This window comes from Roseateles sp. (assembly GCF_044373315.1).
Lineage (GTDB): Bacteria > Pseudomonadota > Gammaproteobacteria > Burkholderiales > Burkholderiaceae_C > JACDQM01.
On record NZ_JBILQK010000008.1, the window covers coordinates 43193 to 61492 of the forward strand.

Sequence of the window (18300 nt, forward strand, 5' to 3'; positions counted from 1 at the left end):
GGTGTGATCGCACTCACAGCGGCCGGCCCTGCTGGCGGCGCGCGGCGATTAAGGCCAGCAATGCCTCGCGGCTGCTCTTGCGCGGCACATAGCCCAGCACTTCCTTCAGCCGCGTATTGGCTAGCACCGGCCGGTAGCGCAGAAAGTCCAGCTGCTCGGGGCCGTAGCGCGACACGCCCAGCCGCGAGCCCAGCCATAGCGCAGCGCGCAGCAGGCCGGGCGAAAAGCTGCGCGTGCGCTTGCCCAAAGCAGCGGCGATCTCGTGGATGCTCAGCGCACCGTCGCCGGCCACGTTGAAGCAGCCGGCCCTGCCGGTCTCGATCGCATGCAGGAAAGCACCGACCACGTCCTCGTCCCAGATGAAGACAAAAGGGCTGTCGCTGCCGCGGATCGCGATCAGGCGCGGCTTCTCGAACAGCGCGGTGATCTGGTTGTCCACCCGCTCGCCCAGGATGGTGCCGATGCGCAGCACCGTCTGCTTGAGCTGCGGGTGATGGTGGCGGTACTGCGCCAGCATCTCCTCGACCAGGCGCTTGTGGTGCGCATAGGCGAACACCTCATTGCCACGCAGCGCATCGTGCTCATCCAGCCAGACCGGGTTGTCGGCGTGATAACCATAGGCGGCGCCGCTGGAGCTGACCAGCAGCTGCTTCACGCCGCTGGCGATGCAGGCCTCCAGCACATGGCGCGTGCCGTCCACATCGACCGCGTATTCGAAGGCACGGTTCGAGTCGCGCCCCGGTGTGACGATTGAGGCCAGGTGCACCACGATGTCCAAGCGGTGGCGCGCCATGCTCGCGCTGACGCCCGCGGCATCGCGCACGTCCTGCTGCTCGTAGACCACGCCGGCAATGCGGCGCTCACCCGGCACCTCGCGCACGTCCTGCACGACGAGCTGATGCCCACGCGCAGCCAGCGCCGCCACCAGGCTGCGGCCGAGGAAACCGTCGCCGCCGGTGACGAGGATGCACTGCGTCCCTGCACTCATTGTGGCCGCCCTTCGGCCGGCTTGCGGCCCCACCAGCTGGCCAGCGCCAGGCCGGCGATGATGTCCCAGAAGCCCCAGACGCCGGCCACTACCGCCATGCCGCCCAGGCCGCCGAAGAAACCGAAGATCAGCACCAGGCCTAGGCCCGCATTGCGGATGCCCACCTCGATGGAGACGGCGCGACGCTCGTACTCCTTCAGCCCGGTCAGCGAGGCGCAGGCATAGCCGATGCCGAAGGCCAGCGCGTCGTGCAGCACCACGGCCAGGATCACCAGACCCACATAGTCGAGGAAGTAGCGCCAGTTGCCGGCCACCGCAGCCAGGATGAACAGCACCAGGCAGGCGAAGCTGGCGATGCGCGCCGGCTTCTTGATGCGCTCGGTCAGCGCGGGCAGGCGGTTGGCGAAGGCGATGCCCAGCACGAAGGGCAGTCCGATGATGGCGATGATGTGGCCACCCATCTCCAGCGGGTCCAGCGCGATCGAGCGCAGCAGCGGCGCGGCCGTGGGATGCAGGCCGCCCCAGAAGGCCACGTTGAGCGGCATTAGCACGATGGCCAGCGCATTCGAGATCGCCGTCATCGACACCGATAGCGCCACATTGCCGCCGGCGCGGTGCGTCAGGATGTTGGAGATATTGCCCGGCGGGCAGCAGGCCACCAGGATCATGCCCAGCGCGATACTGGGACCGGGCTTGAGCAGCAGCGTCAGCACAAAGGTGGCCGCCGGCAGCACGATGAATTGCGCGGCGATGCCCACCGCCATCGCAAACGGCATGCGCAGCACGCGCTTGAAGTCCTCAGCCTTGGTGTCCAGCGCGATGCCGAACATCAGAAAGCCAAGCACCACATTGAGCAGAACCAGCGAGGCGGGGTTGAAGTTGAGGCGGACCTCGTCGACGGGCAGCATCATGGCGGTGGTTTCCTCAGGCGAGTTCAGCGCTGGCGGCGCGCACGGCGGCGCGGTAAGTGTCTTTGTGGACGTAATAGGCCATGCGTTCCAGCTTCAGGTACTTGAAGCCTCCAGTCAGGTCAGGCGCCGGGCCGGCCTTCCTGGCGGCGAATTGCGCACCCTTGTCGGAGCCACTGGCCTTAAAGGCGCGGGCAATCAGCTCGGCCTGCTCATAGCGCCCCTGCCAGCCGATGCCGCTGGCTTCGATCATGCCCATCACGGCTAGGTTGTCGAAGCGCGGCGCGAAGATGTTCAGGTAGAGCTGCGGCGCCATACCCTGCCAGTTCAGCAGCTCGCGCGCGATGAAGGGGTAGTGCAGCTTGTAGCCGGTGGCGGCCAGCACCAGGTCGTAGTCGTCCTGGCTGCCGTCCTTGAAGTAGACCGTCTTGCCCTCGAAGCGCGCGATGTCGGCCTTGACACCGATATCGCCGTGGCCCAGGTGATGCAGGATCAGCGAGTTCACCACCGGGTGCGACTCGTACATCTTGTAGTCGGGCCTTGGGAAGCCGAAGCGCACCGGATCACCGGTGAACCACTGCAGGATCACGCTGTCGATCTTCTGCTTCAGCCACGGCGGCAGCTTCAGGCCGCCCACCGTGTCGGCCGGCTTGCCGAACACATACTTGGGCACGAAGTAGTAGCCGCGGCGCACTGAGATGTCTACCTTGCGAGCGCGGTGAACCGCATCCACCGCGATATCGCAGCCCGAGTTTCCGGCGCCGACAACGAGCACGCGCTTGTCCTCGAACAACGCTGCGCTCTTGTAGGCGCTGGTGTGCAGCAGCTCGCCCTCGAAGCGACCTTCGAAGCGCGGCATGTTCGGCTCGGCCAGCGTGCCGTTGGCGATGATCACGCCCTTGAACAAGGCTTCACGCGCTTCGCCGCCGCCTCCCTCGCTCCAGCGCACGCGCCAGAGCGGCGCGGCGCCTTCGCCCACCGGCTCGACCTGCAGCACGCGCGTATTGAAGCGGTAATGCGCGCGCAGGCCGAAGCGGTCGGCAAAGGCGGCAAAGTAGCCACAGAGCTCGCGGTGGCTGGGGTAGTCGGCCACGCTGTCCGCCATCGGGAACTCGGCGAACTCGGTCATGCGCTTGCTGGAGATCAGGTGCGCCGATTCATAGACCGTGCTGCGCGGGTTGGCGATATTCCAAAGCCCGCCCACATCCGAGTAGGTCTCGAAGCCGGTGAAGGGCAGGCCCAGTTTCTGCAGATTGCGCGCCGCGGCCAGGCCGGAAGGGCCGGCGCCGATCACGGCATAGCGGTCGCGGGTGTCGTGGGTGCTGTTGAACATGGTGGCTGGGGTCAGGTCTTGCGATTGTTCTGGAGGGACTGGGCATCGAGCCCCGGGATGGCGGTGCTGCCGGCTTCACCGACGCGCGGCTTGCGCGGCTGGCCAAGCAGGATGCGGTCGTGCCAGGCCGCAGGCAGCAGGCCCAGCGCACGCGCGAGCCAGGCCATGCGGCGCGGCAGCACGATCAGCTCGGCGCCGCGCGCTGCGCGCGCCAGCAGCTGGCGCGCGGCCTCGTCGGGCTCCATCAGGCCCGGCATCTTGAAGCGGTTGCCGGCGGTCAGTGGCGTGCGCAGATAGCCCGGGCAGACGGTGGCCACCTGCAAGCCGCTGCCGCGCAGTTCGGCGCGCAGGCTCTGCAGATAAGCAATCACGCCGGCCTTGCTGGCGCAGTAGGCGCCGTTGCCGGGCAGGCCGCGCCAGCCCGCCAGACTGGCCACGGCGACCAGGCGACCACGGCCGGCTGACTTCATTGCACCCAAAAAGGGCTGGAAGGTCGTGGCCACGCCGAGCAGATTGATCTCCAGCATCCTGCGCATCACCGCCAGGTCTTCGGCCACGGCGGTGTCGAAGCCGCCGGCCACGCCGGCATTGGCGATCACCAGATCCGGCGTACCGTGACGCAGCAGCCAATCGGCGGCCACGGCCTGCATCGCCGCGGCGTCGCTGACATCCAGCGTGTAGATGGCCGTGCGCTCAGGCGCCAGTGCCTGCAGCGCTTCCAGGCGCGCTCGGTCCAGGCCCAGCAACGCAACCCGGGCGCCCTGCGCCAGCAGCTGTCGCGCCAGCGCCTGGCCCAGGCCGCCGCAGGCGCCCGTGATGACGGCATTGCTGAACTGCATCGGGCTTGTCTCCTCGGGAAGCTCGGCGGGTTTGCTTGTACGTACGCACCTCTGGATGCGTCGATGTTTGCGTGCAGCTTAGCCAGCGCCGACAATCGTCTTGTTTTCTTTTACGAATTCGTCTCGTTTTTCGAGATTTCAGATGTCGAACGATGCCTCCCCCGGCCTGCGCCTGATCGAGCTGCTGGAACTGCTGGCCACCCAGGGCCGACCGCAAAGCCTGGCCGAGCTGCAGGCGCTGGGTCCCTGGCCCAAGCCGACCCTGCACCGCATGCTGCTGCAGCTGGAGAGCGGCGGCCTGCTGCAGCGCGAGCCCGATGGCCGCCGCTATGCGCTGGCCGGCCGCAGCCTGCGCCTGGCCGAAAGCTTGCTCGCCGCCAGCGCGCAGCAGGGTGTGCGCCATGCGGTGCTGAAGGCCCTGGTGGCCGATATCGGCGAGAGCTGCAATCTCACCGCGCTGTCGGGCGCCGAGGTGATCTATCTGGACCGCGTGGAGACCGCCTTTCCGCTGCGCCTGGAACTGAAGCCCGGCACGCGCGTGCCGCTGCACTGCTCTGCAAGCGGCAAGTTGTTCCTGGCCTTCGCGCCGACCCGGCAGCGCCGCCAGCTGCTGGATGGCCTGCAGCTGACGCAGCACACCGCCAGCACGCTGCCAGACCGCCGCACGCTGGATGCCGAGCTGGAGCGCATCCGCCGTGAGGGCTACGCGGTGGACGATCAGGAGTTCGTCGAAGGGCTCAACTGCGTCGCGGTGCCGGTGCGCGAGGCCGGCGCCGATGAGAGCGCGCCGGTGCGCTGCGCGGTGGCGCTGCAGGCCCCTGCCGCGCGGCTGCCGCTGAGCCAGGCTGTCGCCCTGCTGCCGCGCCTTCGCGAAGCCGCCGCCGCGCTGGGCCGGAGCCTCTCGATGTGAAGCGTCAAGGCCTTGTGTCGTGAAGAGCAGCGCCTGGAGATAGGCGAGAGGCAGCCGATCAGCGATCCCGGTCCTTGCCATGGCCTGGAGCCGTTTCAGCCAGCAGGCCCAGTCGGGCCGGGGTCGTCTGCTGCAGAAAGCGCCACACCAGCAGCACCGCCGCCAGGCCCAGCGCAATGATGAAGCCGGTCCAGACCCCCGCCGGCCCCATCCCCAGCGACTGCGCCAGCACCCAGCCCAGCGGCAGCCCCAGCGCCCAATAGGCCAGCAGCGACAGCCAGGCCGGGAAGCCGGTGTCCGAAAGTCCGCGCAGCGCACCCGTCATGGTGGACTGCACCCCGTCCATCACCTGGCTGAAGGCAAAGACGAAGAACAGCGCCGCAGCCACGGTGACGACCTCCGGCTCGTCTGTGATCCATCCGGCGATCGTGCGCCCGTACAGGCCCAGGACGGCCGCCGACGCTGCCAACCACGCCGTCGCCAGCAGCAACGCAGCCCAGGCGATCGGCCGCAGCGCCGCGTCGTTGCCCGCGCCGCGCTCCTGCGCCACCCGGATCGCCACCGCCCCGGCAACCCCCAGCGGCACCATGTAGAGCAGCCCCCCCACCGACATCGCCACCTGATTGCCGGCCAAGGCGAGCGCGCCGAAGGACCCGATCATCAGCGTCGCCACCGCCATGGCACCGGTCTCGGCCACGTACATCAAGCCCAGCGGCGCCCCTTCGCGGGCCACCGAGGCGATCACCGTACCGCTCAAGGCGGCTCGCAGACGCAGCCGCCGCATCGACCGCGCCCGCACCCAGAACACCCAGGCCGCCGCCAGCGCCAGGCTTTCGGCGGCCAGCGAAGCGATGCCAGCACCTGTCAGGCCCAGCATCGGCAGGGGCCCGACGCCCCAGATCAGCGCGTAATTCAGCGGGATGTTGACCCCGACCGCCAGAAAGGCAAAGCCGGTGCCGACCCAGGGCCTGTCCACCGCCTCGAAGGTGGCCTTGAAAACCATCAGCATCGAGAACGGCAGCATCAGGACTGCGATCGACACCCAGTAGGGGAACATGATCGCCAGGACCTCGGGCGGCTGGCCCAGCAGCGGCAGCAGCGGCCAGGCCGCCAGCATCGCCACCATGCCCAGCGCGCCGACGATGGCGCCCAGCACCAGGCCGTTGCGCAGCAGCGCCGGGATCTGCCGCCCCTGCCGGGCGCCATGGGCCGCGCCTACCCGCACCGCCATCGCCGACAAGAGCCCATAGATCGCCGCGAACAGGATGATCGCCACGGCATTGGTGATGCCGACTGCGGCCAGCGGCAAGGGCCCCAGAGGCGCCAGCATCACCGAGTCGGTGACGCCCAGCAGCGTCGACGCGCCCAGGCCCGCCACGATGGGCACGGCCAGGGCCAGGATCGCGGGGACCTCGCGGCGGATGGTGGACAGGACAGACATCTTGCGCTCTCAGACAGGATTGACATACGCTCCGTATGTCATTCTAAGCCTTCCATACGAACCGTATGTCAACTGATCGAATCACACGTGCCCAAGCCGCCCAAGCCACGACTGAGCGGCTGATCGCGGCCGCGCACCGAGCCTTTGCCGAACGCGGCTTCGCCGAGGTCTCGCTGGACGCGCTGGCGGCCGAGGCGGGGGTCACGCGCGGCGCGCTGCACCACCACTTCGGCAACAAGGCCGGCTTGTTCGAAGCGGTTCTTCGCCGGATCGACGCCGAAATCGCCGCCGAGATGCAGGCCGTGTGGGACGCCAAGGCCGATGCCTGGGAGGGCTTTCGCGCCTGCTTCCACGTCTACCTCGACGCGGTCCTGCGCCCCGACCGCCGGCGCATCCTCTTCCAGGACGCGCCGGCGGTGCTGGGGATGAAGTCGGTCGACATCCTGATGGAGTCGGGCTTTGGCGACATGGTGTCGGACTTGCAGGGCCTCATCGCCAACCGCCGCATCAGCGCCCCCGATGCCGAGGCGCTGGGGCACCTGCTGAACGGAGCGTCGATCAACCTCGCATTCTGGGCAGCCGAAGACCCGGCTGACCAAGGTCGCCGCGATCGCGCGCATGCGGCGCTGGCGGCGCTCTTTGACGGGCTGACGCAGGCGCCCTAGCCAAGGCCGGCAGCGCATTGCGCGCCTTTCGGTCACAAGCGCTTTGCTGCAGTCGCGGCAAGCTTTCAGCCCGGCGTCAGGCCGCGCAGGCTACAGTTGCCCACCCGCCCTGGAGAGCCTCGCTTGAACGCCGTTTCCTCCCCTGACAACGCCCCGTCCAGCCGTGCCCAACTGCAGGCCCGCGTGGTGGCCGCGCTGTCGGCCGAGCTGCCTGCCCATGCGCTGCTGTGGCAGAGCGAGGACACCATTCCCTACGAATGCGATGGCCTGTCGGCCTATCGCGAGCGGCCGCTGGTGGTCGCACTGCCCGAGACTGAAGCCCAGGTGGCCGCGGTGCTGAAGGTCTGCCATGCGATGCAGGTGCCGGTGGTGGCGCGCGGCGCGGGCACCGGCCTGTCCGGCGGCGCCCTGCCCAATCCCTTGGGCGTGACGCTGGCGCTGGCCAAGTTCAACCGCATCCTCGACCTCAGCCCCAGCGCGCGCACCGCGCGCGTGCAGTGCGGCGTGCGCAATCTGGCCATCTCCGAAGCCGCCGCGCCGCATGGCCTGTACTACGCCCCCGACCCCAGCAGCCAGATCGCCTGCACCATCGGCGGCAATGTGGCCGAGAACTCGGGCGGCGTGCATTGCCTCAAATACGGCCTGACCTTGCACAACGTGCTGCGCGTCAAGGGCTTCACGATCGAGGGCGAGGCGGTGGAGTTCGGCTCCGAGGCACTGGACGCGGCCGGGCTGGACCTGCTGTCGGTGATCGTCGGCAGCGAAGGCATGCTGGCCGTCACCACCGAAGTCACCGTCAAGCTGGTGCCCAAGCCGCAGCTGGCGCGCTGCATCATGGCCAGCTTCGACGATATGCGCAAAGCCGGCGATGCGGTGGCCAACATCATCGCCGCCGGCATCATCCCAGCCGGCCTGGAGATGATGGACAAGCCGATGACCGCGGCGGTGGAAGATTTCGTCCACGCCGGCTACGACCTCACCGCCGAGGCCATCCTGCTGTGCGAGAGCGATGGCACGCCAGAAGAAGTGGCCGAGGAAATCGAGCGCATGAGCGCGGTGCTGCGCGACAGTGGCGCCACCGGCATCGCGGTCAGCGCGGACGAGGCGCAGCGGCTGAGATTCTGGAGCGGGCGCAAGAACGCCTTCCCCGCCTCGGGCCGCATCAGCCCCGACTACATGTGCATGGATTCGACCATCCCGCGCAAGCGCCTGGCCGACATCCTGCTGGCGATTGCCGAGATGGAGAAGAAGTACCAGCTGCGCTGCGCCAATGTCTTCCACGCCGGCGACGGCAATCTGCATCCGCTGATCCTGTTCGATGCCAATGACCCCGACCAGCTGCACCGCTGCGAGCTGTTCGGCGCCGAGATCCTGGAGACCAGCGTCGCGATGGGCGGCACGGTGACCGGCGAGCACGGCGTGGGCATCGAGAAGCTGAACTCGATGTGCGTGCAGTTCTCTGATGAAGAACGCGAGCAGATGCTGTCGCTCAAGCGCGCCTTCGATCCGGCTGCTCTGCTGAACCCCGGCAAGGTGATCCCGACCTTGCACCGCTGCGCCGAATACGGCCGCATGCACGTGAAGAAGGGCCTGCTGGCCTTCCCCGAGCTGGAGCGCTTCTGATGATGCTGAAAGCCCTGCAGCAACGCATCCAGGACGCGGCCGCCGCCGGCACGCCGCTGGAGATCCGCGGCCATGGCAGCAAGGCCTTCTACGGCGAAGCGCCAAGAGGCGATTTGCTGAGCACGCTGGAGTTCAGCGGCATCAGCAGCTATGAGCCCAGCGAGCTGGTCGTCACGGTGAAGGCCGGCACGCCGATTGCCGAGCTGGAAGCCGCACTGGCCGCTCAGGGCCAGCATCTGGCCTTCGAGCCGCCTCGGCTCGCCGGGCGGGGCACGGTGGGCGGTATGGTGGCCAGCGGCCTGTCAGGCCCGGCACGGGCGGCCACCGGCTCTGTGCGCGACCACGTGCTCGGGCTGACGCTGATCAATGGCCGCGGCGAGGCACTGAACTTCGGCGGCACGGTAATGAAGAACGTCGCCGGCTATGACGTGTCGCGTCTGATGGCCGGCGCCATGGGCATCCTGGGCCTGATCGCCGAGGTCTCGCTCAAGGTGCTGCCCCATCCGGTGGCCAGCAGCACGCTGCGTTTCGAGATGGACCAGGCCGCGGCGCTGAAGGCGCTGAACGCCTGGGGCGGCAAGCCGCTGCCCATCCAGGCCAGCGCCTGGTGGGAAGGCGCGCTGATCCTGCGCCTGGGCGGCGCCGGCGCCGCGGTGGATGCCGCGCGGCGCACTCTGGGCGGCGAGACCATTGCGCAAGACCTGGCCCTGCCCTTCTGGGACGGGCTGCGCGATCAGCACGACGAGTTCTTCTTGGGTGCCGAACGGGCCGTGGCAGGCGGCGCCCGGCTGTGGCGCATCGCCACGCCGCAGACCGCGCCGGTGCTGCATCTGCCCGGCGAGCAGTTGGTCGAATGGGGCGGCGCACAGCGCTGGCTCACCACGCCGGCCGGCGATGCCCAGGTGCGCGAGCTGGCCGCCGCAATGGGCGGACACGCCACGCTGTACCGCGCCCAGGACAAGAGCGCCGGTGTCTTTGCGCCGCTGTCGGCGCCGCTGCTGCGCATCCACCGCGAGCTGAAGAAATCCTTCGACCCGCAAGGGCTCTTCAATCCAGGGCGGCTGTATGGCGACCTCTGACCCCAGCGCGCTGCGCTCGCAAGAAGAACTGATGCCGCGCTATTACGCGCAGCGCGCGCAGGAATACGAGCGCGTGTTCGACAAGCCGCATCGCCAAGCCGACATTGCCACGCTCAAAGCCTGGCTGCAGCGCCAGTTCGCCGGCCGCCAGGTGCTGGAGGTGGCCACCGGCACCGGCTTCTGGCTGCCCGCGGCCACGGCCGAGGCCAAGCGCTGGCAGTGCACCGACCTCAACCCTGAGGTGCTGGCGCTGGCTCGTGCCAAGCCACTTGACTTCGCCAAGGTGCAGCTGCGCCTGGCGGACGCCTATGCGCTGGATCTGCTTGCCGAGGGCGAGCCCTCGCCTTTTGATGCGGCCTTTGCCGGGCTGTGGTTCTCACATGTGCCGCGCTCGCGCCAGGCCAGCTGGCTGGCTCAGCTGCACGCCCAGTTGCAGCCCGGCGCGCGCGTGGTGCTGATCGACAACGCCTATGTGGAAGGCGACAGCACGCCGATCACCCGGATCGACAGCGAAGGCAACGGCTACCAGCTGCGGACACTCTCCGACGGCAGCACGCACGAGGTGCTGAAGAACTTCCCCAACGAGGCCGAGTTCCGCACGCTGCTGGCCGGCTGTGCGCAAGACATCGGCTGGCAGCCGCTGACCTACTTCTGGGCCCTCAGCTACACCTTGAACTGATCGAGCCTTCATGCAGACCCATCTCGCCCCCGAGTTTCAAGGCACACCCGAAGGCCAGGCCGCCGAGGAAATCCTGCGCCGCTGCGTGCACTGCGGTTTCTGCACTGCCACCTGCCCCACCTACCAGCTGCTGGGCGATGAGCTGGACGGCCCACGCGGCCGCATCTACCTGATCAAGCAGGTGCTCGAAGGCGCAACGCCGACGCGCAGTACCCAGCTGCACCTGGACCGCTGCCTGACCTGCCGCAACTGCGAAAGCACCTGCCCCTCGGGCGTGCAGTACGGCAACTTGCTGGAGATCGGCCGCCATGTGGTCGAGGCCAAGGTCGAGCGCCCGACGAAAGAGCGCGTGGTGCGCTGGCTGCTCAAGGAGGGCCTGACCTCCGCCGCCTTCAAGCCGGCGATGAAGCTCGGCCAGGCGCTGCGCCCGCTGGTGCCCGCCAGCCTGAAGGACAAGGTGCCCGCCAAGGCGCCGGCGCGCGCCCACCAGTGGCCCACCCGCACGCACAAGCGCAAGGTGCTGATGCTCTTGGGCTGCGTGCAGCCGGCGATGCTGCCAAACATCAACAGCGCCACGGCGCGCGTGCTGGACGCCGCCGGCGTGCAGACCCTGGTGGCCGATGGCGCCGGCTGCTGCGGCGCGGTGCGCAGCCATCTGAACGACCACGAAGGCGGCCTGGCCGATATGCGCCGCAATATCGACGCCTGGTGGCCCGTGGTCGAAGGCCTGACCGAGGCGGGCCAGGTCGAGGCCATCGTGATGAACGCCTCGGGCTGCGGCGTCACCGTCAAGGACTATGGCCGCGCCCTTGCCCACGACGCTGCATACGCACAGAAGGCGGCCCGCATCTCCGCGCTGACCAAGGACCTGAGCGAAATGCTGCCCGAACTGCTGCCGGCGCTGAAGTCGCGCCTGCATGGCAGCAAGCGGCCGCGCCCCAAGCTGGCCTACCACCCGCCCTGCACGCTGCAGCATGGCCAGCAGCTGCGCGGCGGCGTGGAAGGGGCGATGCGCGAACTTGGCTTCGCGATCGATCTCGCCCCCACCGACGCCCATCTGTGCTGCGGATCGGCGGGCACTTACTCGGTGCTGCAGCCCGAGCTGTCGAAGCAGCTGCGTGAGCGCAAGCTCAAGAGCCTCGCGCCGCTGCAGGCCGACACCATCGTCTCCGCCAATATCGGCTGCATCCAGCATCTGCAGTCCGGCAGCAAGACGGCCGTTCGGCACTGGGTCGAGGTGCTGGATGAGGCCTTGGCTGGCGCTTGAATGCTGCGCCTCTGTGCCAAAAAGACACAGCAAGGGCAAATCGGCATTCCAGCGCGCGTGGGCGCTTCCCACAATCAGCGGCTGAACGCAGGAGGAGAAGAAACTGCGCCCCCAGGGTTTGCACCAGCGGCTTGAGCAGCGAGCTGTGAGCCGGCAGAGCGATCCGGGGAGGTGGGCCGGAGCCGCGATGCGGTTCCGGCCTTTCCAATTGGCGTTACGCTCCGGCGCTTGTCTCCCGACCCGCGCCATCTGATGAACGCCCGCATCCGCCTCAGTCTTCTCGCCCTTGCCTTGCTGGCCGGCTGCGCCAGCAGCCCACCCGCGCCGACGCCTGCGCCAGGCGCTCCGGAGCGTCCCAAGCTGGTGGTGCTGCTGGTGGTCGACGGGCTGCCGCAGCGCCAGGTGCTGGCGTATCGCGATCAACTGGCCGCCGACGGCCTGCGCCGCTTCCTGGACCGCGGCGCCTGGTTCTCTAATGCCCACTATGGCCACGGCCACACGGTGACGGCGGCCGGCCATGCGGTGATGCTGAGCGGCGCCTATCCGCAGCGCAGCGGCATCATCAGCAATGAATGGCGCGACCCGCGTACGTTCGAGGCGGTCTACTGCACCAGCGACAGTGCCCACCAGTACATCGGCCACAAGACCGCACCGCTGGCCGGCACCAGCCCGCGCAATCTGAAGGTCGAAACGCTGGGCGATGTGCTTCGCACTCTGGACCCGGCCTCCAAGGTGATCGGCATCTCGGGCAAGGACCGCGGCGCCATCCTGCCCGCCGGCCACAAGGGCACGGCCTATATGTACATGAGCGCGAGCGGCGGCTTCGCCTCGTCCACTTACTACATGCCGGAGCACCCGCAATGGGTGACGAGTTTCAACGGTGCCAAGCCGGCCGATGCCTTCTTCCAAAAAACCTGGGCCCCACTGCTGCCGGAGTCGGCGTACGCGCGCTCGGTGCCGGACGGCCAGCCCTGGCAGTCCACCGGCGGCAACGGCAACACGCTGCCGGCGGTGATCGGACTGAAGAGCGATGCGCCAGGCCCGCGCTTCTACGAAAACCTGATCGCCACACCCTTCAGCGATGAGCTGACCCTGGCCTTTGCGCGCGCCGCCATCGAGGGCGAGCAGTTGGGCGCCGACGACAAGCCCGACATCCTGTCGGTCAGCCTGTCGGCCCATGACTATGTGAACCACGCCTTCGGCCCCGAGTCGCGCCTCTCGCATGACCACCTGTTGCACCTGGACCGCCATCTGCAGAGCTTTTTCCAGTACCTGGACCGCCAGATCGGCGCGGGCAACTATGTGGCACTGCTGACGGCTGACCATGGCTTTGCCGACACGCCGGAATGGGCCGCGAGCCAGGGCCGCGATGCCAACCGCATCAACCCGGGGCAAGCCCTGACCTGGCTGAACAGCGAACTGGCCAAGCGCTTCGGCACCGACAAGCTGGCGCGGGGCTATTCGGCCGCCGGCCTGCTGTTCAACGCCGAGCTGATCGCCGCGCGCGGGCTCAAGGCTGCCGACGTCCATCAGGCCGCCAAGCAATTGCTGCTGCAGGTCGACGGCGTAGCCAGCGTCTTCACGCCTGATCAGCTGCGCAGCAGTGACACCACCACGCCTTACCTGGCGGCGATGCGCAAGTCCTGGCACCCGGACGTGGCCGCACCGCTGCAGATCGTCGTCAAGCCCGGCTGGCTCTACAGCTCACGTGCCGGTGGCAGCTCGCACGGCACGCCGCATGCCTACGACACCCATGTGCCCATCCTCGCCTGGGGGCCGCGCTGGGTCGGCCAGGGCGAAGTGGCGGCGCGCGTCGAGGTGGCGGACATTGCGCCGACCCTGGCCCGGGTGCTGAACTTGCCAGCGCCGGCGCAATCCCAGGGCAAGCCCTTACCGCTGCCTGTTTCCGGCCGCCAGCCTTGAGCCCTGTCACTCGCTGTAGCAAGCCTGCGGCAGATCATTGCCGCATGGTCGCCTGCAGGCTTAGTATCTCCACGTAAACAGCAGCAACCAGGCTCCCAAGCGTCGCCGCAGCGAAGACTACGCGCGCGGCCTCTTCAGGCCGCATAGGCGCATCGAGATCTGGAGTGAGGGCTCGGTCGTGCGTTTGGTGGCCAAAGGGCCCTTCAATCTCGAAATCCTGCAGGGACTGGGCGTCGCCATGAGCGCGCTCTTTGCGGAGAGCCCGCCACAGGGTCGCTTTGCCGACATTCTCGAAATGCGCAGCAGCATCCTGGCCTAGCCTGAGGTGATGTCAGCCTTCGGCGAATTCCTGGCGCGCATGAGCGCAGCCAAGACGGCGCCCGTGGCCGTCGCCTATATCGTGGGCAAGGAAGCCGAGGGGCGCGACCTGATGCTGCCGATCTTCACCCGCATCTACGCCCAGCACCAGCGCCGCTTTGCCGCGTTAGAGACTGAAGCGGCGGCGTTGGATTGGGTGCGCGATCAGCTGGCTGAGGCCTGAACGAAGGCCTGGTCTTAGGCCTCGTCGGCCACCAACTGGTCACCGCCGGCCGCCCGCGCCAGCTCTAGCGCATGCGCAACCCGCTGCAAGACCGTCTCGGCACTTTCGCCCCAGTTGGCCTGGGCCAGTCCGGCTGAGCAGCTGCCGCCCGGCTCAGGTCCGGCCTGCTTGGCCAGCGCGTAGCGCATGCGCGTGAGCAGCCGCTCCACGATGGCGCGCGCCTGCCCGGGCCCGGCGGTCGGCAGGATAAGCAGGTAGTGGTGCTGCTCGTTCAGCCGGCCACACGCATCCTCGCGGCGAATGCAGGCCTGCAGATGGCGGCCGAACTCCCGCTGTCGAGCTTGAGCCACCTCAGCCGCCCCCTCCGCCTCGCTGGCCGGACCGGCGTCCAGCGCCAGCATGGCCACCGACAAGGGCCAGGCCTCGCCAAGGGGCAGCAGGCGCTGCAGCGCCTGCACGGTGCTGCGCGGATCAGTGAGCTCAGGCACGCGCAGCCCGTCGTCGGCATGTTCAGCGAGCGAACCGGCGGGCATACGCAGGCCGCTCAGATCGCTGCCCACGCACAGCAGCCAGCCGCTGGCGTGCAGGGTCTCCGTCATCCAGATCCGGCGGCCATCGACCAGTTCCAGCTCGAAGGCCCGATAGGGCTGGCTGCGACGGCGCGCCAACGCGAGCGCCAGCCAAGCCTCGAAATCGTCCGTGTAGATCAGTTGGCCCAGGCCGGCCTGGTGCCGGCTGTGCATCTGCTCCGTCCAGGACGGGCAAGACTCCGGCTCCAGCCCATAGGCCTGCCGATAGGCGGCATTGGCATGCCGCAGCACATCCCCAGCGTCAAAAACCGCCACCAGCAGCGGGCTGTCCTGCTGGAGTTGCAGCAGCAACTCGCCAGAATGACTAGCTGAGGGAAGTTCAGACATAGGCTCTCGCGAATATCCTTCCAACCACGGCCTCGATTCCGACTGGGCGCTGGTGCAGCAGCCGCCAGAGTTCGTGATTCGACGGAGCCGAGCTGCCGCGTAACCATCTACTCGCCACCCGTTCCGGGGGGAGAGCAGGGCTATGCCATGTGGGATTTGTGTGAAACACTGCCATCCAAGTGTAAGCAGGCTTGGTTAGTATGAGCCAGTAGGCAAAGCAGCCAGCTGCTGTAAAGGGAGTGTGAGTTCCATGAGCACGCAAGAAAATTCTCAGACCGGCCTCAGCGCCGCATCTTCAGCCGAGCAGGGTCGTCAGGCGGCACGCCGCCGCTTGCTCAAGGGTGGATTGTCCGTGGCACCGGTTGCAATGACCGTGGTCAGCCGCCCTGTACTCGCTGGGTCTGACACCTGTCATGGGCCCACGGGCTTTCAGTCGGCCCCGCCGAGCCGTGTTGGTCAAACAGCGTCCTGCACGTTCGGTAAGGGCGGGGGCCCCGACGCTTGGAAGTCCACGAAGAAGAAGGACTATCCCGAAGATTGCGGCGATCGGAAATTCAGGATCGCGTTTAGCGACAACCGTCTTTTTGGCGATCTGACCATCTTTCAGGCAATTCAGAATGACTTTGGTCAGTTGAACCCCAACAGCGCCGACCGAGATGTAGCCCGCAAGGTAGCCGCAGCCTACCTGAATTCGCTCAAGCGCAATGGCTTCCCAATGTCTACCCTGCAGGTTGTTCAACTATGGCAGGGCTACAACAGCAAGAGCTACCAGCCAGGCGGCTCTGGCGTCACGTGGACTGCCGCCGATCAGTTTCAGAGGTACCTCAACTACGTTATGTCGGCGTGAGTGGAATCGCGCGCTGGTCCTGCCTGCTGACTGACGTCTCGCCGATTCGGGAGTGGGACGACCAGTTCTTGGTCTTCAACCCTCTCACAGCTAGTACACACCTGATCAGCCCTTCTGCGCAAGAGGTACTTCAAACACTGCGTGAGGCATCGGCCCCGCTGTCGCTTCCTGAACTGGGTGGGCTCTTGGCTGGCTCAGCTCAGGTAGATGGTGCGTTCTTGACCGAACTGGGTACCTGCTTGCAAGAGTTCGAAGACCTCGGACTAGCTGAATCGTTCAAGGCGTGAGACTAGGAGCTCTACCTCCGCAAGAGTTGCGAGCCCGGCTTGCTGCTGGCCGCCTCACCCTGCGTACAGGTCCATTCAGCCTGAGAGTGCAGTCTCGCCTCGATCATGTTGCCCAGGCCGTTGAGCTGCTCTACGCAGATCACCCCTTGCTAGGCGACGACGGCTTCTTCGACTTTCATGTGCGAGTAGACGCTCAACCAGGCCTGCGTCGATACCTGCGGCCTCAAGCCCAGTTCGAGATGGACGGCCACCGGCCGTTTAGTCCCATGGCCTGGACTCAGGCAGCACCAATGCTGGAATGGGGTCTCAATTGGTGCGTTACCGAGCATGCGCATCAGTTCATTGTGATTCATGCGGCTGCCATTGAGCGCGGCGGCAAAGCGGCCTTGCTGCCAGCACCACCGGGCTCCGGCAAGAGTACCTTGTGCGCTGCGTTGGTCAATCGCGGCTGGCGGCTTCTGTCCGACGAACTGGCTCTTATCGATCTAAACAGGGGACTGCTCCTGCCGCTGGCGCGGCCGGTAAGCCTGAAGAACCGCTCGATTGAGGTTATTCGGGCTTTCGCGCCCGAAGCCCAGTTCAGCGAAGTAGTTCATGACACCCTCAAAGGCAGCGTGGCACATATGAAACCGCCGCCCGACAGCGTGCGGCGCGACTTGGAGCCTGCCCGGCTAGGCTGGATCGTCTTCCCTCGCTACAGAGCTGGCTCACCGCTGACGGCCCGTGAACTGCCTCGCAGCAACGGTTTCATGCAACTGTTGGATCACGCTTTCAACTACCACCTACACGGCAACCGCGGGTTCGAGTGTCTCGCCGATATGGTGGAGCCGACCCAGGCTCTCGACTTGAGCTACAGCCGGCTTGACGACGCCATTGCATTCTTTGATCGCCTAGCCATCGACTCGCCCCACGTGGAGCAGCCGGCATGAACGTCTTACTCATTCAGGCGCTGCGCGAGCCATCCCGGCTGGCAGGACTCGGTGCGGCCGAATGGGATCTGCTGATTCGGCAAGCCCGGCATAGCCGACTGGTTGGGCGCTTAGCTGTGCTGGTGGAACAGTACGGCGTCAGCCCGCCCGACGCTGCTGGCGCCCATCTGCGCGCCGCTCGCCACGTGGCCGACAGTCAGCACAGTGCGGTGTTATGGGAGTCGAAGCAGATTTGCCGAGCGCTGAGCAGCCTTGAAGTACCGCTGCTGCTGCTCAAGGGAGCAGCCTATGCCCAAGCCGGACTTCGCGCCGGTCACGGCCGACTGCTCACTGACATTGACATCTTGGTGCCGCTGTCGCGCATTAGCGATGTGGAGACCGAACTGATCCTGCACGGCTGGGAAGGCAGCGAAGAACTCAGTGACCACGACCAGCGCTATTACCGCGAGTGGATGCACGAAATCCCGCCCATGCGCCACATGCGGCGAAGCAGCGTAATCGATGTGCACCATAACATCTTGCCGCGAACGGCGCGGGTTGCCATCGATGCTGAGCGCCTGATTGCCGCTGCTGTGCCAATACCAGGCGCGCCGGGCCTGCTGCGCTTGTCCGATGCCGATTTGGTGCTCCATAGCGCCTGCCACTTGTTCCTGGATGGAGAGTTCGACAAAGGCCTGCGTGATCTTCTGGACTTGGATTCGCTGCTACGGGAGTTCAGCAGCCAGCAGCTTGATTTCGCAAGCAACTTGATTGCGCGTGCCGCCGAGCTAGGCCTTGGCCGCGTGCTCTTCTACGCACTTCGCTACACGCATAGCGTGCTGGGTACGCCGGTGCCGCCCGAAACGACGCAGGCGCTAGCCGAAGCTGCACCGCCCGCTTGGCAATTGAGCTGGATGGACGCTGTGTTTCTTCGCGCCCTCCGTCCCGATCATCCAAGCTGTGATGATGGCTGGAGCAGCATCGCGCGCAGTTTTCTATACCTGCGCGCGCACTGGATGCGTATGCCGATCCACCTACTGCTTCCCCATCTGGCGATCAAGACCTTTGCAGGTCGTTTTGGCAAAACGAGGGTCGAAGCCCGCGAGGGCCTCAACGCTGCGGGTCGCTGAGACAGCTGGCATTCA

General features: G+C 66.9%; 18 protein-coding genes. 12 read left to right on the forward strand and 6 right to left on the reverse strand.

Features of this window, described 5'->3' with window-relative positions; translation table 11 throughout:
• Positions 1-13: 13 nt before the first annotated feature.
• From ACIQ67_RS03720 to ACIQ67_RS03735, 4 genes are read right to left on the reverse strand one after another with little or no spacing between them, the layout of a single operon-like run.
• Positions 14-988: an SDR family oxidoreductase gene (locus tag ACIQ67_RS03720; RefSeq protein ID WP_397533009.1), complete on the reverse strand. Its 975-nt coding sequence runs from the start codon at positions 986-988 to the stop codon at positions 14-16.
• Positions 985-1899, reverse strand: coding sequence for a bile acid:sodium symporter family protein (locus tag ACIQ67_RS03725; RefSeq protein WP_397533010.1), 915 nt, complete (start codon positions 1897-1899; stop codon positions 985-987). The genes ACIQ67_RS03720 and ACIQ67_RS03725 overlap by 4 nt, the downstream gene beginning before the upstream one ends.
• Before the next feature lie 13 nt (positions 1900-1912).
• Positions 1913-3229, reverse strand: a complete 1317-nt coding sequence (locus ACIQ67_RS03730) for a flavin-containing monooxygenase (RefSeq protein WP_397533011.1) — start codon at positions 3227-3229, stop codon at positions 1913-1915.
• Positions 3230-3240: 11 nt separating this feature from the next.
• Positions 3241-4068, reverse strand: coding sequence for an SDR family oxidoreductase (locus tag ACIQ67_RS03735; RefSeq protein ID WP_397533012.1), 828 nt, complete (start codon positions 4066-4068; stop codon positions 3241-3243).
• A gap of 142 nt (positions 4069-4210) precedes the next feature.
• Between ACIQ67_RS03735 and ACIQ67_RS03740 the strand changes: the two genes are divergently transcribed.
• Positions 4211-4978 (forward strand): IclR family transcriptional regulator, encoded by a 768-nt coding sequence (locus ACIQ67_RS03740; protein WP_397533013.1) that lies wholly within the window; start codon positions 4211-4213, stop codon positions 4976-4978.
• 58 nt (positions 4979-5036) lie between these two features.
• Here the strand turns inward: ACIQ67_RS03740 and ACIQ67_RS03745 are convergent, their stop codons facing one another.
• Entirely contained in the window at positions 5037-6419 is a 1383-nt protein-coding gene (locus ACIQ67_RS03745; protein ID WP_397533014.1) for an MATE family efflux transporter, read from the reverse strand.
• Positions 6420-6484: 65 nt separating this feature from the next.
• On the opposite strand from ACIQ67_RS03745, the gene ACIQ67_RS03750 reads away from it, so the two are divergent.
• The 7 genes from ACIQ67_RS03750 to ACIQ67_RS03780 all read left to right on the forward strand — a co-directional run bounded on the left by ACIQ67_RS03750 (position 6485) and on the right by ACIQ67_RS03780 (position 14196).
• Positions 6485-7084, forward strand: a complete 600-nt coding sequence (locus ACIQ67_RS03750) for a TetR/AcrR family transcriptional regulator (RefSeq protein ID WP_397533015.1) — start codon at positions 6485-6487, stop codon at positions 7082-7084.
• 123 nt (positions 7085-7207) lie between these two features.
• Positions 7208-8707: an FAD-linked oxidase C-terminal domain-containing protein gene (locus ACIQ67_RS03755; RefSeq protein WP_397533016.1), complete on the forward strand. Its 1500-nt coding sequence runs from the start codon at positions 7208-7210 to the stop codon at positions 8705-8707.
• Positions 8707-9786 carry a glycolate oxidase subunit GlcE gene (glcE, locus tag ACIQ67_RS03760; protein ID WP_397533017.1) on the forward strand — a complete coding sequence of 360 codons (1080 nt, stop codon included), beginning with the start codon at positions 8707-8709 and terminating at the stop codon, positions 9784-9786. The genes ACIQ67_RS03755 and glcE overlap by 1 nt, the downstream gene beginning before the upstream one ends.
• Positions 9773-10465, forward strand: coding sequence for a class I SAM-dependent methyltransferase (locus ACIQ67_RS03765; RefSeq protein ID WP_397533018.1), 693 nt, complete (start codon positions 9773-9775; stop codon positions 10463-10465). Before glcE ends, ACIQ67_RS03765 begins: the two co-directional genes overlap by 14 nt.
• Before the next feature lie 10 nt (positions 10466-10475).
• Entirely contained in the window at positions 10476-11732 is a 1257-nt protein-coding gene (gene glcF, locus ACIQ67_RS03770; RefSeq protein WP_397533019.1) for a glycolate oxidase subunit GlcF, read from the forward strand.
• A 252-nt stretch (positions 11733-11984) separates the two neighbouring features.
• Entirely contained in the window at positions 11985-13655 is a 1671-nt protein-coding gene (locus ACIQ67_RS03775) for an alkaline phosphatase family protein (RefSeq protein ID WP_397533020.1), read from the forward strand.
• A 328-nt stretch (positions 13656-13983) separates the two neighbouring features.
• Positions 13984-14196 carry a hypothetical protein gene (locus ACIQ67_RS03780; protein WP_397533021.1) on the forward strand — a complete coding sequence of 71 codons (213 nt, stop codon included), beginning with the start codon at positions 13984-13986 and terminating at the stop codon, positions 14194-14196.
• 14 nt (positions 14197-14210) lie between these two features.
• On the opposite strand, the gene ACIQ67_RS03785 is transcribed toward ACIQ67_RS03780, so the two are convergent.
• A complete protein-coding gene (locus tag ACIQ67_RS03785) occupies positions 14211-15113 on the reverse strand; it encodes a hypothetical protein (RefSeq protein ID WP_397533022.1) in 903 nt (300 codons plus the stop codon).
• A gap of 250 nt (positions 15114-15363) precedes the next feature.
• Here ACIQ67_RS03785 and ACIQ67_RS03790 point away from each other — a divergent pair, with 250 nt between their 5' ends.
• From ACIQ67_RS03790 to ACIQ67_RS03805, 4 genes are read left to right on the forward strand one after another with little or no spacing between them, the layout of a single operon-like run.
• Positions 15364-15960 (forward strand): hypothetical protein, encoded by a 597-nt coding sequence (locus ACIQ67_RS03790; RefSeq protein ID WP_397533043.1) that lies wholly within the window; start codon positions 15364-15366, stop codon positions 15958-15960.
• The gene (locus ACIQ67_RS03795) at positions 15855-16247 is read left to right on the forward strand and encodes an HPr-rel-A system PqqD family peptide chaperone (protein WP_397533023.1); all 393 of its coding nucleotides are present in this window, start codon (positions 15855-15857) and stop codon (positions 16245-16247) included. Before ACIQ67_RS03790 ends, ACIQ67_RS03795 begins: the two co-directional genes overlap by 106 nt.
• Complete coding sequence (locus ACIQ67_RS03800; RefSeq protein WP_397533024.1) at positions 16244-17176, forward strand: HprK-related kinase A; 933 nt, start codon at positions 16244-16246, stop codon at positions 17174-17176. Before ACIQ67_RS03795 ends, ACIQ67_RS03800 begins: the two co-directional genes overlap by 4 nt.
• Positions 17173-18285 carry a nucleotidyltransferase family protein gene (locus tag ACIQ67_RS03805; protein WP_397533025.1) on the forward strand — a complete coding sequence of 371 codons (1113 nt, stop codon included), beginning with the start codon at positions 17173-17175 and terminating at the stop codon, positions 18283-18285. The genes ACIQ67_RS03800 and ACIQ67_RS03805 overlap by 4 nt, the downstream gene beginning before the upstream one ends.
• Positions 18286-18300: the final 15 nt, after the last annotated feature.